At 47.3% G+C, this 14,579-nt stretch carries 13 protein-coding genes and 1 tRNA gene; 13 read left to right on the top strand and 1 reads right to left on the bottom strand.

The window, feature by feature from the left end:
* Window positions 1-56: 56 nt before the first annotated feature.
* The 13 genes from FP815_15925 to cobO all read left to right on the top strand — a co-directional run bounded on the left by FP815_15925 (window position 57) and on the right by cobO (window position 13,325).
* Window positions 57-1,373: an MFS transporter gene (locus FP815_15925; protein MBA3016417.1), complete on the top strand. Its 1,317-nt coding sequence runs from the start codon at window positions 57-59 to the stop codon at window positions 1,371-1,373.
* Window positions 1,374-1,615: 242 nt separating this feature from the next.
* On the top strand, window positions 1,616-2,167 hold the full coding sequence (locus FP815_15920) for a hypothetical protein (protein ID MBA3016416.1): 552 nt from the start codon (window positions 1,616-1,618) through the stop codon (window positions 2,165-2,167).
* Window positions 2,168-2,201: 34 nt separating this feature from the next.
* A complete protein-coding gene (locus tag FP815_15915) occupies window positions 2,202-3,227 on the top strand; it encodes a menaquinol oxidoreductase (protein ID MBA3016415.1) in 1,026 nt (341 codons plus the stop codon).
* A 48-nt stretch (window positions 3,228-3,275) separates the two neighbouring features.
* The gene (locus FP815_15910; protein ID MBA3016414.1) at window positions 3,276-4,919 is read left to right on the top strand and encodes a (Fe-S)-binding protein; all 1,644 of its coding nucleotides are present in this window, start codon (window positions 3,276-3,278) and stop codon (window positions 4,917-4,919) included.
* A 5-nt stretch (window positions 4,920-4,924) separates the two neighbouring features.
* A complete protein-coding gene (locus FP815_15905) occupies window positions 4,925-5,302 on the top strand; it encodes a cytochrome C (protein ID MBA3016413.1) in 378 nt (125 codons plus the stop codon).
* Complete coding sequence (locus FP815_15900) at window positions 5,302-6,162, top strand: 4Fe-4S dicluster domain-containing protein (protein MBA3016412.1); 861 nt, start codon at window positions 5,302-5,304, stop codon at window positions 6,160-6,162. Before FP815_15905 ends, FP815_15900 begins: the two co-directional genes overlap by 1 nt.
* 9 nt (window positions 6,163-6,171) lie before the next feature.
* Window positions 6,172-7,329, top strand: coding sequence for a menaquinol oxidoreductase (locus FP815_15895; GenBank protein ID MBA3016411.1), 1,158 nt, complete (start codon window positions 6,172-6,174; stop codon window positions 7,327-7,329).
* A 195-nt stretch (window positions 7,330-7,524) separates the two neighbouring features.
* Complete coding sequence (locus FP815_15890; GenBank protein MBA3016410.1) at window positions 7,525-9,858, top strand: cysteine--tRNA ligase; 2,334 nt, start codon at window positions 7,525-7,527, stop codon at window positions 9,856-9,858.
* A 460-nt stretch (window positions 9,859-10,318) separates the two neighbouring features.
* Window positions 10,319-10,591, top strand: coding sequence for an HU family DNA-binding protein (locus FP815_15885; protein ID MBA3016409.1), 273 nt, complete (start codon window positions 10,319-10,321; stop codon window positions 10,589-10,591).
* A 205-nt stretch (window positions 10,592-10,796) separates the two neighbouring features.
* Window positions 10,797-10,873 (top strand) — tRNA-Arg (locus tag FP815_15880).
* 73 nt (window positions 10,874-10,946) lie between these two features.
* Window positions 10,947-11,939, top strand: a complete 993-nt coding sequence (locus tag FP815_15875) for a hypothetical protein (GenBank protein ID MBA3016408.1) — start codon at window positions 10,947-10,949, stop codon at window positions 11,937-11,939.
* A 3-nt stretch (window positions 11,940-11,942) separates the two neighbouring features.
* Window positions 11,943-12,668 carry a tetratricopeptide repeat protein gene (locus FP815_15870; GenBank protein ID MBA3016407.1) on the top strand — a complete coding sequence of 242 codons (726 nt, stop codon included), beginning with the start codon at window positions 11,943-11,945 and terminating at the stop codon, window positions 12,666-12,668.
* Between the two features lie 141 nt (window positions 12,669-12,809).
* The gene (cobO, locus tag FP815_15865; protein ID MBA3016406.1) at window positions 12,810-13,325 is read left to right on the top strand and encodes a cob(I)yrinic acid a,c-diamide adenosyltransferase; all 516 of its coding nucleotides are present in this window, start codon (window positions 12,810-12,812) and stop codon (window positions 13,323-13,325) included.
* Between the two features lie 448 nt (window positions 13,326-13,773).
* On the opposite strand, the gene FP815_15860 is transcribed toward cobO, so the two are convergent.
* A complete protein-coding gene (locus tag FP815_15860) occupies window positions 13,774-14,313 on the bottom strand; it encodes a hypothetical protein (GenBank protein ID MBA3016405.1) in 540 nt (179 codons plus the stop codon).
* Between the last annotated feature and the right edge of the window lie 266 nt (window positions 14,314-14,579).

The raw sequence follows: 14,579 nt of genomic DNA, 5'->3' as shown, positions 1-14,579 counted from the left end.
CAGCATGGTTTATTTACCCCTTTTTAATTTCCCTTCCTTGTGAGGATTCGACCCCTATGAGTAGCGAGACGCATCACGATTCTGACGAAATGCGCGTGATCTGGCTGACCAGTGGCTCTCATTTTATGACCCATGGTTTCATGACCTTGTTTTCGGCGGTGATGGTGGTAATCGCCGGGGAGAACTCCATGTCGTTCATGGAGATTGGTGTCATTGCCAATGTCGGTTACTTCCTGTACGGATTGGGCGGGATTCCGGCCGGCTATATGGCCGACCGATTCGGGGCTAAGCAGGTGCTGACGGTTGGTGTCCTCGGGATGTCAATCTCTTCGATCATGGTGGGGATGTCCTACGGGATGTGGCCATTTGCCGTATCCTACGCCTTGCTCGGACTGTTTGCCAGCATTCACCATCCGGCAGGTTTATCGTTTATTGCCCGGGGGGTTGGTTCGCGGCGGGGTAAGGCCATGGGAATTCATGGGGTATTCGGCAATCTTGGCCTTTTTCTGGCCCCCATGGCCGGCGCGGGCTGCATCTGGCTCTTCAGCAGTTGGCGGGCGCCTTATTTGGTCTACGGGGTGATGGGGTTGATCTTTGGCCTTATCTTGCATCGGGCCGAAGTTCCTGGGGAAGCAAATCTGTCGTTGTCTGCGATGGTCCGGCGCCGGTCAGGGAAGGAGAGGGGTGAGAGCGTGATAGCGGCGTCTCCCAAGGGTACGAGTGGAGAGGGAAGTCTGGTGCCTGTCGCCTTGATCCTCCTTTTGGTGGGAAGTGTCCTGTCCGGCTTTATCTTCCGGGGATCCTTGACCTTCTTGCCTGCCTTGCTCCGCCAGGAAGTCAGATTCGTCACCAATCATGATTTTCCGGTGGTAATGGCTGGATATCTGACCACAGGGGTATTGTCTTTTGGCCTGATCGGCGCATGGTTTGGCGGGTATATCAATGATAAGATCAAGAAGCCTGAGTTTTTCCCGGCACTGGTTTTTGCCTTAGTAGCGCCAATCTTTTATTTAATCAGTCGTTACTCTGATTACAAACTGATCATTATGTGCTGCTTCTTTAGTCTGATTTATTATGCATGGCAGCCGTGTCAGAACTATTTGATCGCCAAGTACACCAGGAAGTCGTCTCATGGTATGGGGTTTGGCATTAATTTCTTCCTGCTGTTCGGAATTGGTTCAATTGCTACCTCTGTTGGGGGGTATGTTACGGATGGACTTGGAGTTGACCATTTTTACGGTTTGATGGCCATCGTCTCTATCGTCGCTTTGTTGGTCAGCTTTGCGGTTTATTTTGTCAGAAATATTCAGGTCAGTTTTTCTTGGAGAAGGCCGCGTTTTGTTTGGAGGATGGAGCGTGAGCCGATGCTTTAATACTATGAAAACCCCCGCTGTAGGGCGGTAAGCATCCATTCCCCGCTTACCGCTAACCTTTTCCGTCTCTTCTTTTCTTCTTCCCCCTACACAGTATCATTTTTCATTCAGGATAAAAGCAGCGTATTTTTCTATTGAAAAAAAGAAAAAAACGTGATAACCGTGTTTAAACTTTTCTGAATGAGCGTTCACTCTGAAGTTCTTATTAACTGATTTGATTCAAAAAAGGTAGAATTACCGATATGGACTTCAACGAAATTCTAGCCCAAAAAAAATCTGACATTATCCAGAAGTGGATTGAGTTGGTACTGGCGAGTTACTCAGCCGATGGGGCGAGTTTTTTCATGAGAGAGAAGGACCGTTTTGCCAATCCATTGGGGTTTGCTGCTAAGTCCGGGCTGACCAAGGTGTTTGATCAGTTGATTGGGGTGAAGTCTGGTCAGGAAATGCCAGCGGAGTTGAGGCAGTTTATTAAGCTGAGGTCAGTTCAGGTCTTTACACCTTCGGCTGCTGTAAGTTTTGTTTATCAGCTAAAGTCAATTCTGATAGCTCAGTTGGGGAAGGAGACACTTCTTGCGGCGAGCACTCAGTGGTTCGAGTTGGAGGCGCGGATTGATGCGCTGGCACTCAAAATCTTTGACCTTTATATGGAAGACCGTGAGCGGCTCTTCGAGGTCAAGGCTAATGAGTATAAAAATGGGAATCATGTCATGGCGGGGGCCCGTTGCCCCTCGAACATGATGGGCAATAATCAAGAAGAGAAAATTGAGCTGAAAGTTATCCGGGATTGTTAGCTTGTCACTCAACATGAAGCGAGGTCGTAAGTAAATGAAAATCCTGTATCCCTTCGTCGCCGTCCTTGGTCTAATCGTCATTGCCGCAGTAGGTTCTTCAATTGGTATGGAGGCATTGTTTGGCATTGTCTTCCCCTACCTCGCCCTGCTGATTTTTATCGGCGGGTTCATTAACAAGGTTGTGGGTTGGGCCAAATCACCTGTGCCTTTTCGCATCCCAACCACCTGTGGTCAGGCAAACTCATTGCCTTGGATCAAGCAGGATATGCTTGATTGTCCATCGACAACACCTGGTGTGATCGGCAGGATGGTACTTGAAATTTTTCTGTTCCGCTCGCTGTTCCGTAACACCCAGGCTGATGTCTACGATGGACCTAAGCTCCGCTATGGTTCAAGTAAGTACTTGTGGCTTTTTGCCTTGCTTTTTCACTACTCGTTTTTGGTAATATTGGTTCGCCACTTGCGTCTTTTTGCTGATCCAATTCCATTTTTCGTCAATATTCTTGAGTTTGCCGATGGTTTTCTGCAGATTGGCGCTCCTCATATCTATCAATCAGATCTGGTCATTATTGGCGCTATCGCGCTCCTTTTCCTGCGGCGGATACTCTTGACCAATGTTCGTTACATCTCGCTTCCTGCCGACTATTTCCCCCTCTTCTTGATCTTCGCCATCGCCGTGACCGGGATGCTGATGCGTTATGTCACTCGGGTGGATGTCGTCAATATTAAGACTCTGGCGGTCGGCCTGGCAACATTTAAACCTGTTATTGCCGGTGACTTGGGGATGATGTTCTATATCCATATTTTCCTGGTCAGCACTTTGCTGGTCTATTTTCCTTTCAGTAAGTTAATGCACCTGGGTGGCGTATTCATGAGCCCGACCAGAAATCTTGCGAATAACAGCAGGATGGTTCGTCATATTAACCCTTGGAATGACCCGAATTTGAAACCTCATTCCTATGCCTCTTATGAAGATGAGTACAGGGAGTTTATGGTGGACGCCGGTATTCCGGTTGATAAAGAGTTGCCGGCAGAGACTCCTGCCGCTGAAGAGGCGTAAGCAGAGGCAGAGGCATTAAGGAAACACCAGCACGTAAGGATATTAACAATGGCAAATATGAAAGTAGGTGAACTAGGAGTTAGTGTCGCTCGCGAACCATCCCTGATGACGGGAGCGGTTCCGAGCAAGGACTGGTGGGATGTGCCAGCGGTGTTTAAACCCGGTAATTTTTGCTATCCCGCTAAACCGGAAATGGTCGAGTACCATTCGAAATCCTTACCCGGTAAATTCGGAGAATCCAGAGTATGGGATCCTCAAAGCGATGACTGGAAACTTCCGGAGAACTGGAAGGAGATCATCATCAATGGATTGAAAGAGCGACTCGATAAGTTTCGATCCCTTAAGATCTTCATGGATTGCTGTGTCCGTTGCGGCGCTTGCGCTGACAAGTGCCACTTCTTTCTGGGGACTGGGGATCCTAAGAATATGCCGGTCCTCCGTGCCGAGTTGATGCGCTCAATCTATCGTAATGAGTTTACCAAGGCGGGAAAGATACTGGGTAAGCTGGCAGGCGCCAGGGAGATGACCTTCGGGGTGCTGAAGGAGTGGTTCATGTACTTTTATCAATGTACAGAATGTCGCCGCTGCTCAGTCTTCTGCCCCTATGGCATCGATACTGCCGAGATCACGATGATGGCCCGTGAGTTGCTCCATCTAGTTGGTGTCGGTACCAACTGGATACTGGAGCCAGCCGCCAACTCCAACCGGACCGGGAATCATATGGGCTTGCAGCCTCATACCCTGAAAGAGAACATGGAGTATCTCTGTGATGATATTGAAAGCATCACCGGCATAAAAATTACCCCATCCTGGAACCGTAAGGGCGCTGAGATATTGATTATCAACCCATCGGCAGATGTCTTTGCTGAGCCAGGGATTTACACCTGCATGGGATATCTCCTCCTGTTCGAGCATATCGGACTGGACTATACCTTTAGTACCTATGCCTCTGAAGGCGGCAACTTCGGCTCGTTTACTAATAACGAACTGATGAAACGACTTAATGCCAAGATGTATGCCGAGGCCAAGCGTCTCGGCGTTAAATGGATACTTGGTGGTGAGTGCGGTCATATGTGGCGAGTTCTTCACCAATATATGGACACCATGAATGGACCGGCAGATTTTCTGGAAATGCCAAAATCACCACTCACCGGTACAGTTTTTGAGAATGCCGCATCAACAAAAATGGTTCATCTCACTGAGTTTACTGCTGACTTGATCCGTCATGGCAAGTTGAAAATCGATCCGTCCCGTAATAATCATCGTCGGGTCACCTATCATGACTCTTGTAACCCGGCGCGGGCCATGGGGTTGTTGGATGAACCCCGTTATGTCCTGAAGAATGTCGTTAATAGTTTTCATGAGATGCCGGAAAATACCATTCGGGAATCGACCTTCTGCTGCGGCTCGGGTACCGGCTTGAATACCGGCGAGATCATGGATCTGCGGATGCGCGCTGGTTTGCCACGGGCCAATGCCGTGCAGTATGTTAAGGATAAACATGATGTCAACACCCTGTCCTGCATCTGTGCTATTGATCGTGCTACGTTGACTGCTTTGGTCGACTTCTGGGTTCCTGGCACACAGGTGTGTGGAGTTTCCGAATTGGTTGGTAACGCCCTGGTGATGGACGGGGAGAAAGAACGGGAATCGGGCCTTCGTTTTGAGCCCCTTGAAGGAATGGAAGGGTGATGCCAATGTATGATCAAGGAAAAGTTGTAACTGGACTGGCGATCTTTGTGATTATTCTGACATTTCCAGTTTGGTACAATCTGGGTGCCACCCAGCATGTACCAAAGCCGGAATTGCCAAAGGATGTCAAGAAATGCGTCGAAACCAGCGCCTTTATGCGGACTTCACATATGGTCCTTCTTAATCAATGGCGGGACGAAGTAGTTCGCGATGAAAATCGAAAGTTGGTCGAGGTGGATGGGATACAGTATACGAAGAGCCTTCAGTTAGGTTGCATGAAGTGCCATCCTGATCGTAAAAAATTCTGTGATGAGTGCCATACCTATACCGCGGTTGACCCTTTTTGTTGGGATTGTCACTTCCAGCCTAAGGAGACAAAGTAATGGATGTTAAACGTAGAAAATTTCTTAAAATCGCCGGCCTGTCTGCTGTGGCTGGGTTGGGCGTGCCATCAGCCTTTACTAATCTTCTTCAGGGTGAAGCGCTTGCTTCATCATCAGGACAGGGGAATCCGGCAGAGGGCCATAAGCCTGCAGGTGGCCATGGCGGTCACGGGGAAGAGTCAACAGGTACTCAATACGGGATGGTCATTGATATCAAGAAATTTGCCGAGCATCAGGGGTTGGCGGATCGGTGTATCAATGCCTGCCACACTGAGCATAATGTCCCTGATTTTGGTAATCCCAAGGATGAAATCAAGTGGATCTGGACTGATGATTATGCCCATGGGTTCACCGAGCACAGCCAGTACAAGCGCAATGCCGGACTTAATGAACTGCCGGTGTTGTTGACGTGTAACCATTGTGCAAACCCTCCATGCGTGCGTGCGTGTCCGACCCAGGCGACCTTTAAAAACGAGGTAGGCGTGGTGGTCATGGATTTCCATCGTTGTATTGGGTGTCGATTCTGTATGGCAGCTTGTCCTTATGGTGCGCGAAGCTTTAACTGGCGTAATCCGCGGGAAAAGTATGCCAATGGTAATTACAAGTTCTACAAGAACGGGGTCAATCCTAACTATCCTACTCGGATGCGTGGTGTTGTTGAGAAGTGTAATTTCTGCCCGGAGCGTTTGGCTGTTGGTAAACTTCCAGCGTGTGTTGAAGCAACGGGTGAGACCAAAGCCATGGTTTTTGGAAACGTCAATGACCCGAATTCAGAGATCGCCAAGGTCCTGAATTCTAACTTTACTATCCAGCGGAAACCGGCTGCCGGGACTAAACCTTCCGTGTTTTACATCATTTAAGGTGAAATTATGTTAGAGAAGGCGCTAGTAGGAAATAATAAGTATTGGGCATGGATCTTCTTCTTACTTGGGGTGATAAGTATCGGAGGTCTCTTTTATCTGTATCAATATAACTATGGACTTGGTGCGACTGGTATGAGTCGTGACGTGTCCTGGGGTATTTACATCGCCCAATTCACCTTCATGGTTGGTGTGGCAGCAGGAGGCGTGATGTTGGTGCTGCCCTATTACATTCATGACTACAAGGCGTTTGGTAAGATCACCATTCTGGGTGAGTTTATGGCAATTGCAGCTGTTGCCATGTGCATCATGTTCATCACCGCAGACTTAGGTCAGCCGATGCGGATCATGAATGTTATTCTCCATCCGACACCTAACTCAATGTTGTTTTGGGATATGCTGGTGCTCAATGGGTATTTGTTCCTTAATGCCATCTGTGGATGGGTAATTTTGAACGCGCATAATAAAGGGGTTCCTTATCCCAAGTGGGTCAAGCCTTTTATCTATCTCTCCATCCCATGGGCATTCAGTATTCATACCGTAACGGCCTTTTTATATTGCGGTTTACCTGGCCGGCACTTCTGGCTTACCGCTATTCTTGCTCCCCGCTTTTTGGCATCGGCATTCGCGGCTGGTCCTGCCCTTCTGGTGTTAATTGCGATGTTATTGAAGAGGGTTGCGAACTTTGATGCGGGCGAGAAAGCATTTCAAAAACTTGGAACTATCATTACCTATGCTGCGCTTGCCAACTTCTTCTTTCTTGGCCTTGAATTCTTTGTAGCCTACTACAGCCAGCTCCCAGGGCATATGCATACTCTTGATTATCTGTTCTGGGGCCATGAGGAGTTTGATAATTTAGTTCTGCCGATGCGCTTCTCCCTGACGATTGGTCTTGTTGCGACCACAATGCTGCTCTTCCCTCAGATCAAGAAGAAAGAGGGCATGTTTGCCCTTAGCTGTGCGATGCTCTTTCTATCCTTGTGGATTGATAAGGGTGTGGGGATGGTTCTTGGCGGTTTTGTGCCGAATCCAATGGGTCGGATTACTGAGTACTATCCTACCGTTCCGGAAATTGGCATCACCTTGGCCGTCTGGGCTGCCGGGGCATTAATTCTCACTATTCTGTTCAAGATTGCCGTAACTGTGGCTGCCGACGACGATCATTAAGATTTATTTCTGCGGAAGGTTTGAAAAGGCAAGTGCTCGTTTCGGGTACTTGCCTTTTTGTTTGCCCGGCGTAGCGGGCAAACCTTCTCTGATCACCCTACTTGATTTCTTGGCAACCCTGTTATGGTTCATTAATGTGACAGATTTGAAAAAAAATGTACCACAATGAAGTATTAATTGTTATCCAGGTCAGTGATGAAAAGAAAAACAATTCTTGATTATATCGGAGGGACACCGATTGTCCCTATTAACCGTCTTAACCCCTATCCTGGCGTAATCATTTATGCCAAGATTGAGTCGTTTAATCCTGCCGGTTCAGTTAAGGAGCGCATTGCCTTGTCTATGATCGAGGCGGCTGAGGCCTCAGGAGAGTTGACTCCGGACAAGATTGTCCTTGAGGCTACCAGCGGCAATACCGGCATTGGTTTGGCCATGGTCTGTGCGGTTAAGGGATATAAGTGTCAACTCATTATGCCTGAGTCTGCCAGCATTGAGCGACGGAAGATTATGATCGGTTTTGGCGCTGAGATTCTTCTTACTCCTGCCAAGAAATCTACTGATGGCGCGATCGAACAGGCCTACGCCTTGGCTCGCCAATTTCCAGATCGTTATTTTCTTACCGACCAGTTCAATAACGAAGCTAACTGGCAAGCTCACTATAACACCACTGGCCCGGAAATATGGGAACAGACCGAAGGGACAGTCACTGATGTGGTTGCAACGTTGGGTACGACCGGCACTGTTATGGGGCTTTGCCGTTATTTTTCAGAGCATCATCCCGAAGTACGGGTAACCGCTATGGAGCCTTTTTTAAATCATAAGATCCAGGGTCTTAAGAATATGAAGGAGTCGTATTGCCCAGGGATATTTGATAAGAATAAGCCCTTTCAGATAATTAATGTCCCAGACGAAGATGCCTTCGCTGCGGCCAGACTCCTGGCTCGGAAGGAAGGGCTTTTTGTGGGGATGAGTTCTGGGGCAGCCATGTGTGCGGCCCTTACTCGCGCCAAAGAGCTTAAAGAGGGGATAATTGTGGTCATTTTCCCCGATGGCGGGGAAAAATATTTATCAACAGCTTTGTACTCCCAAGAAGTTTCATGTCCCGAGAAGTCGACCGCTGTAAAATTCTATAATACCTCATCTCGGAAGAAGGAGGTATTTACTCCCCAAAATGAGAATAATGTGACTTTCTATGCGTGTGGTCCTACCGCGTATGAATATGCTGATCTGGGTCATTGTCGCCGCTTTGTCTTTGCTGACCTAGTGCAACGTGTGTTGATGACCAAGGGGTATCAGGTCAAGTTTTATATGAATTTCACTGATCTTGATGATAACACGATCAATGGCGCTGCCGCTAGCGGTCAATCCCTTTCTCAATACACCCAGTATTTTATCGATCAGCACCTTCAAGACCTCGATCAGTTGGGAGTCAAACCGGCCACGGCCTATCCCAAGGCGTCAGATCATGTCGAAGCTATGATTGATCTCACCACCCAGTTGATAAAAAAAGGATATGCTTACGAAAAGCATGGTTCAGTCTATTTTGATATTTCAAAATTTTCAGGCTATGGAAAATTATCCAGGGTTGATCTGGGCAAGATTCAGGTGGGCAAGACGGTTGATCTTGATGATTATACCAAAGATAATCCTGTAGATTTCACTTTATTGAAACGCTCTACTCTCAGTGAGCTCAAGAAGGGTATTTTTTTTGAGACGGAATTTGGAAATGTCCGGCCCGGTTGGCATATTGAGTGCGCTGCCATGACTCTGCACTATCTAGGCGAGACCATGGACATTCATACTAGTAGTTGCAACCTGATTTTCCCTCATCATGAGAATGAAAATGCCATTGCTGAGGCCATTACTGGCAAGCCACTTGCCAGATATTGGCTCCATAGTGAGATGGTCTTGGTTGACGGCAAGAAGATGTCGAAAGACAAGGGGAACACCATCACCTTTAGAGATCTGCTCTCTCAGGGGTATACGGCTCGAGAGGTACGTTTCTTTCTATTAGGAACCCATTATCGTAAGGTCATCGATTTTTCAACTAAGCGGCTTGATTCCGCAAAAAAGAATTTGAAACGTCTTGATGAGTTTACCCGGAAGTTGATTTGTCTTCCTTTAGGTTTGCCACATCCTCAGGTTGCCACTTATTTGACAATCTTGGAGGAGACCTTTTTCGGGGCCCTTGAAGATGATCTCAATATTTCAAGAGCCATGGCAGCCCTCTTTGACTTTATAAAAAAAATGAATCCGGTTCTGGCCCTTGGCCAGTTGGATCAGGATCAAAAAAAATATATATTTGAGACCCTGGGCCGCATTAATGAAATTATCAATGTCCTTCGTCTTAAAGAATGTCCTTTGACGCCCGAGATTGATAAGTTGATCATGGAGCGAGAGCGTGCCAGGAAGGACAAGGACTGGGTCAAGGCTGACGGGGTTCGCGATGAGCTGGAGCGCCAGGGGATTGCTGTGGTCGATACTGTTAAGGGACCGGTTTGGAATGAAGTTGACCCCAGGCGAGGTTGATTATGAACATTCCGTTAGATATAGATATCGATAAATGATTTGTAACTTAGGAGGTTGTCGGTTTACGGTTTACGGTGATTGGGTCTTGCCAATGGCTGAGGACACACTGACACTGAGTATCATGCGATGATTTATGACTAACTATGATTCTTTTAACTGTAAACCGATAACTGATTACCGTTAAACCTGTGTAGTTATGATTTTTGAATGGTAACTGTGTAGTAGTGGAGCACATTCGGAGCATATGGGTTTAGGTTTATTGAAACCCTTAATATTAAGGGCAGGAGGTGTATTTCCCCTTCCAGACCGTGTTGTAACTTTTTTTGTGGTTAATTGGTGCACGGAGAGTTGACAACCATTTTCGATGCTGGTAGGTAAGTATAATCCGTATAGATAAGCAACTGTGCGAAATTGGTATGTGGTTTTTTCTTAATGACCGACCTTTGGAAAGGAGAACACGATGAATAAAGCAGAATTAGTTAAATCAATGGCGACTTCAGCAGGCTTGTCTCAAGTTGCGGCAGAGAAAGCATTGGATGGATTTGTTACTGCAGTAAAAGGATGCCTTGCTAATGGTGATTCCGTTACCTTGGTTGGTTTCGGGACCTTTTCTGTGACCGAACGTGCGGAACGGACAGGACGGAATCCTCAAACAGGAAAAGCTATTAAGATTGCAGCTAAGAAAGTAGCTAAATTTAAGGCCGGTAGCAACCTAGCGGATGCAGTGAATTGATTTTGTCGCAATTAATTTAGTATTCCCGCCTGTTATGTAGTTCCTATATTGAATAAAACAACTATGAGTGTTTCGAGTAACTACTTGTAAATATTCATAGTTGTTTTATTTAGTACCTTCATTAGTTCTCTTCAGGTTGACAAAAGATCGGCATTTCTGTATACACTTGTGCTGTTACACTTAATTTTTGGTGTATGTATTTTCAGCGCCAGTAGCTCAGCTGGATAGAGCAACGGCCTTCTAAGCCGTAGGTTGGGGGTTCGAGTCCCTCCTGGCGCACCATTGCAAGAGACGTTTCTGGTCGAGATTAAGATGTTCGAGCAACCGTTTTTTTGCCGTGGTACCCGTGATTATTATGCCTGACTATCTGATAAAAGCACATAAGCGTCTGTTCTTGCGCTGTTGCCAGTGGGCTCCGAGTATCGGGAGCGCATGGGTGTTGACTGTCATCCTTGCTGTGGTTTGGGGAGGACCCTATGATTGTCGATTCCCCCTGTCTCACGATTATGCGCTAGCACTTCATCCCGTTGGTTCCGAGTACGGCAAAGATACTTTTGGCGACGAAGTAGATACATCCCTTTCGAGTTCTGCTGCGCTTCAGAGCGAGTATGCTTCGCTGATGACTGATCTCAACTTAGGAGATTTTGATATCATAGATCCGATGGTGTCGACAGTCGTCCCCAGATTGCCCGAAACAATTAGCGAGTTGGAAGGTGACGAGCGTAAAAAAGCGTTTATTGGGCTTATCCTGCCAACAGTGATGGTGGCGTTGGATGAGGTCCGACAGGAGCGTCAGATGCTCATGGCAATTGTTGCCGAGTTGGGTGGCGAAAAGAAAGAGCTGTTATTCTCGGAAGAACATTTGGATTGGCAATACCAACTTGGCTCTGATAAGGCTAAATTTATTCTTGGCCTGACCAAAAAGTATCGGACGACTAGCGCTCAGGAGCTTGTCGATATGGTTAATGTTCTACCCCCCAGTCTTATTCTCGCTCAAGGTGCAATCGAGTCAGGGTGGGGGTCATCGAGAATGGCTGTTAACTCAAACAATCTCTTTGGGATGTATTCAAACATAACTTCTTCGACTTCTGGAGGGAGTGCTTCGTTTCGCAGTATGGAATACGACTCAATTCTCGACTCTGTGCGTGCCTATATCTTGAATCTCAATCGACAGTCCGCTTATAAGGAGTTGCGGGAGATCAGGCTGCAAACACTTGATCCGCTTCGTATCGCCGAGGGCTTGACTAAATACTCGGAGCGGAAATGGTCATATATCTCTGACCTTAAGCTTATCATCGTGTTTAATCGCTTACAACACTATGATTCGTTGATACCTGCGGCTGGTTGATTTTTGGCAATCAAACTTTTCTCTCGATTTTGGAAAAGTTTTTTTACGATTTTACCTTGGAGAAAAGTGGATATGGCTCAGAATAACGGCACTGTTAATACGCAAACTTTGGTAGTCTCTATCTGTGTTGCCGTTGCCGTAGGTTTTTTTGGCGGGGTGATTTATAGCTCTTTGCACGGTGATTCTGGCGGTTCTTCGATCAGTCAACAGCAACAGGGAGGCAGTGCATCTTCCCCAATGCCACCTGGAGCAAGTGGGCAGTCGCAAGGGGGACTGACCCCGCAGCAGGCGAGTGCAATTTTATCTTTGGAACAGCGGGTTGTTGTTAATGCTAATGACGCTGATGCTTGGTTACAGTTAGGGAATACCTATTTTGATACCAATAATTTTGTGAAATCGATTGATTCCTATAACCGCTATTTAGCCCTGCAACCTAATAACGCCAATGCGTTAACTGATTTGGGGATCATGTATCGTAATGTCGGGAAAACGACTGAGGCTATCGCATCTTTTGACCGGGCAATCGCTGTTGAGCCCAAGCATGTGCAAGCGGCTTTTAATAAGGGGATAGTTCTATTAAATGATATGAACGATGCCCAAGGTGCAATCGCAGTATGGCAAAAGCTTGTGGAAATCAATCCTGGAGCAACTTCAGGTGATGGTATGCCAGTGGCTCAATTGATTGAAGAGGTAAAAAAACAGAAGGCAAGCGGTGAAAGCACTCGCTAAATCCAGGTGAAACATCAATTTTTTTTGCTCAGATATCACGACCTTTGGGAATTATTTCTGGCGAACTATTTGTAGTAGAGATTTGAATATGAAAAAGGGTTTGGCATTAAGTCAAACCCTTTTTCCATTTATGGAGTCGAAATGGCACGGCATGCGTTAACAATACTCTATACCGGCAGGGGTAAAGGGAAAACCACAGCTGCCCTAGGGCAGGTGTTGAGGGCCGCTGGGCATGGCTTTAAAATCTGTGTGATTCAGTTTATTAAGGGGAAATCAACCGGTGAGTCGAATGCCTGCGCAAGCCTTGATATGGTTGATTTTCATGTCATGGGCAGTGGCTTTACATGGCGTCAGGACCCTGACGAAACAAAGCGAGCGGCAGAGGCCGGCTGGTCCTTGGCTGAAAAGATGATTAATGCAGGACAGCATGACTTGGTGGTGTTGGATGAAGTGACCTACTTGGTAGAGCATCAGTTAATTGCAGAGGATCGGATACTGAAATTGATTCGTGAGCGCCCTTCACATGTCCACTTGGTGTTGACGGGGCGAGATGCCAGTCAGAAGTTAATTGATCAGGCAGATCTTGTCACAGAGATGATTGAGGTTAAGCATCCCTATGCCGCAGGAGTTAAAGCCCAGCAGGGGATTGAGTTTTGATGAACTTTTGTTGCCCGTTTATTGTAGCTTGGGGCTGGCCGTAAAAAACCTGATGTTAACTTCTGGGGCGATATTGGGGGACTAAGCTTTAGGGACGCGGAAATTACCAATTTACCATAACGCATCCCGGCTTTGGGCCATCTTTGGTCGCACCTCAATCACAAAATCCTCGACGTAGCGCTGCTACGCCTGCGGTTTTGTTCAATCGGTGCAACCAAATCTGACCCAGATCAGGGCGCGATCCAGGTAAATTGGTAATTTCCGAGTCCCTTAGATCTCTTATCTCGTTAGTTCAGGGTAAGGCTAAATCAGTTTTGAATTCCAGGGTGGATAGCGGGATGCCCACTCGTAATGCCTTTCCGAGGATGGTTCCAAAGTTTGCGGCTTCTTCCTGTTGTTCCTTGGAGTGACCAAAGTGTGGATAACAGCGGTGTAGAATGGGCCAGCGTTATGGAGATTTGCCGGCAATTTTCAGAAACACACCGAGGGTACGCCAAGGCTCTTCGTTAGGATGTGAGAAGATGATGCGGTTGGGAATGCGCGCACCGCAACGTTTTAATATGTGGGTGAGTCCGTAGTAGTGGAGACGCCAGTACCCACGGCAGGAGATAACAGGCAGCACGGTCTGTCCCTTGAACAGGGCGCGGCCATTCCGATCAAGCAGCTCGAGAACAGGTCCGCTGGGGTTGTATGACCATGTGGGGCCTCCGAGCAGGATCAGATCATAATACTCAAAGCAGGTCGATGGCAGAGGGAGGATCGGCACTCGCTGTCTAATGAAGGTGGTGAGCATCATTTTGAAGCAGGAGCTGAACGACCCGGTTGGGAACTTCAACGGTGTCACCGGAATGATTCGTTCCTTGACGACTTCGTGTCCTTCCTGTTGCAGGGTAGTCTGAAGTTGACGTAGAAGTCCACTGGTCTGGCCGCTGAAGGAATAGGACAGAATGAGAATTTTCTTTGAGGTGTCAATGGGGAAATTTTTCACGGGCATATCATAAATTGATCTGCGAATGACCGCAAGAGTATAATCGAATGAGTGGTATCCTTGCTTGGTTTTTCAGGATATGTCGTGGCGCTGTGGTGGGTGCGAAGGAACCGGGTGATTGATTATTGAGAGCAAGTGGAAGGCCCCTGCCATTCCCTGGCTGAAGAGTAAATAGCAGTTGTGAGAAAAGCTGACAAGGAAAATTGCGATGGAAATGAAGTATGACGTGGTAATCATTGGTGGTGGCTTATCTGGTTTAAGCGCCG

The organism is Desulfobulbaceae bacterium, assembly GCA_013792005.1.
Classification (GTDB): Bacteria; Desulfobacterota; Desulfobulbia; order Desulfobulbales; family VMSU01; genus VMSU01.
Note: the sequence above shows the minus strand (reverse complement) of the source record. Positions and strands in the feature narration are given on the sequence as shown.

What these genes read in the sequence shown, in the direction of transcription:
- FP815_15925 (MBA3016417.1), top strand. Translation starts at nt 57, where the DNA reads ATGAGTAGCGAGACGCATCACGATTCTGACGAAATGCGCGTGATCTGG.
- FP815_15920 (MBA3016416.1), top strand. Translation starts at nt 1,616, where the DNA reads ATGGACTTCAACGAAATTCTAGCCCAAAAAAAATCTGACATTATCCAG.
- FP815_15915 (MBA3016415.1), top strand. Translation starts at nt 2,202, where the DNA reads ATGAAAATCCTGTATCCCTTCGTCGCCGTCCTTGGTCTAATCGTCATT.
- FP815_15910 (MBA3016414.1), top strand. Translation starts at nt 3,276, where the DNA reads ATGGCAAATATGAAAGTAGGTGAACTAGGAGTTAGTGTCGCTCGCGAA.
- FP815_15905 (MBA3016413.1), top strand. Translation starts at nt 4,925, where the DNA reads ATGTATGATCAAGGAAAAGTTGTAACTGGACTGGCGATCTTTGTGATT.
- FP815_15900 (MBA3016412.1), top strand. Translation starts at nt 5,302, where the DNA reads ATGGATGTTAAACGTAGAAAATTTCTTAAAATCGCCGGCCTGTCTGCT.
- FP815_15895 (MBA3016411.1), top strand. Translation starts at nt 6,172, where the DNA reads ATGTTAGAGAAGGCGCTAGTAGGAAATAATAAGTATTGGGCATGGATC.
- FP815_15890 (MBA3016410.1), top strand. Translation starts at nt 7,525, where the DNA reads ATGAAAAGAAAAACAATTCTTGATTATATCGGAGGGACACCGATTGTC.
- FP815_15885 (MBA3016409.1), top strand. Translation starts at nt 10,319, where the DNA reads ATGAATAAAGCAGAATTAGTTAAATCAATGGCGACTTCAGCAGGCTTG.
- FP815_15875 (MBA3016408.1), top strand. Translation starts at nt 10,947, where the DNA reads ATGCCTGACTATCTGATAAAAGCACATAAGCGTCTGTTCTTGCGCTGT.
- cobO (MBA3016406.1), top strand. Translation starts at nt 12,810, where the DNA reads ATGGCACGGCATGCGTTAACAATACTCTATACCGGCAGGGGTAAAGGG.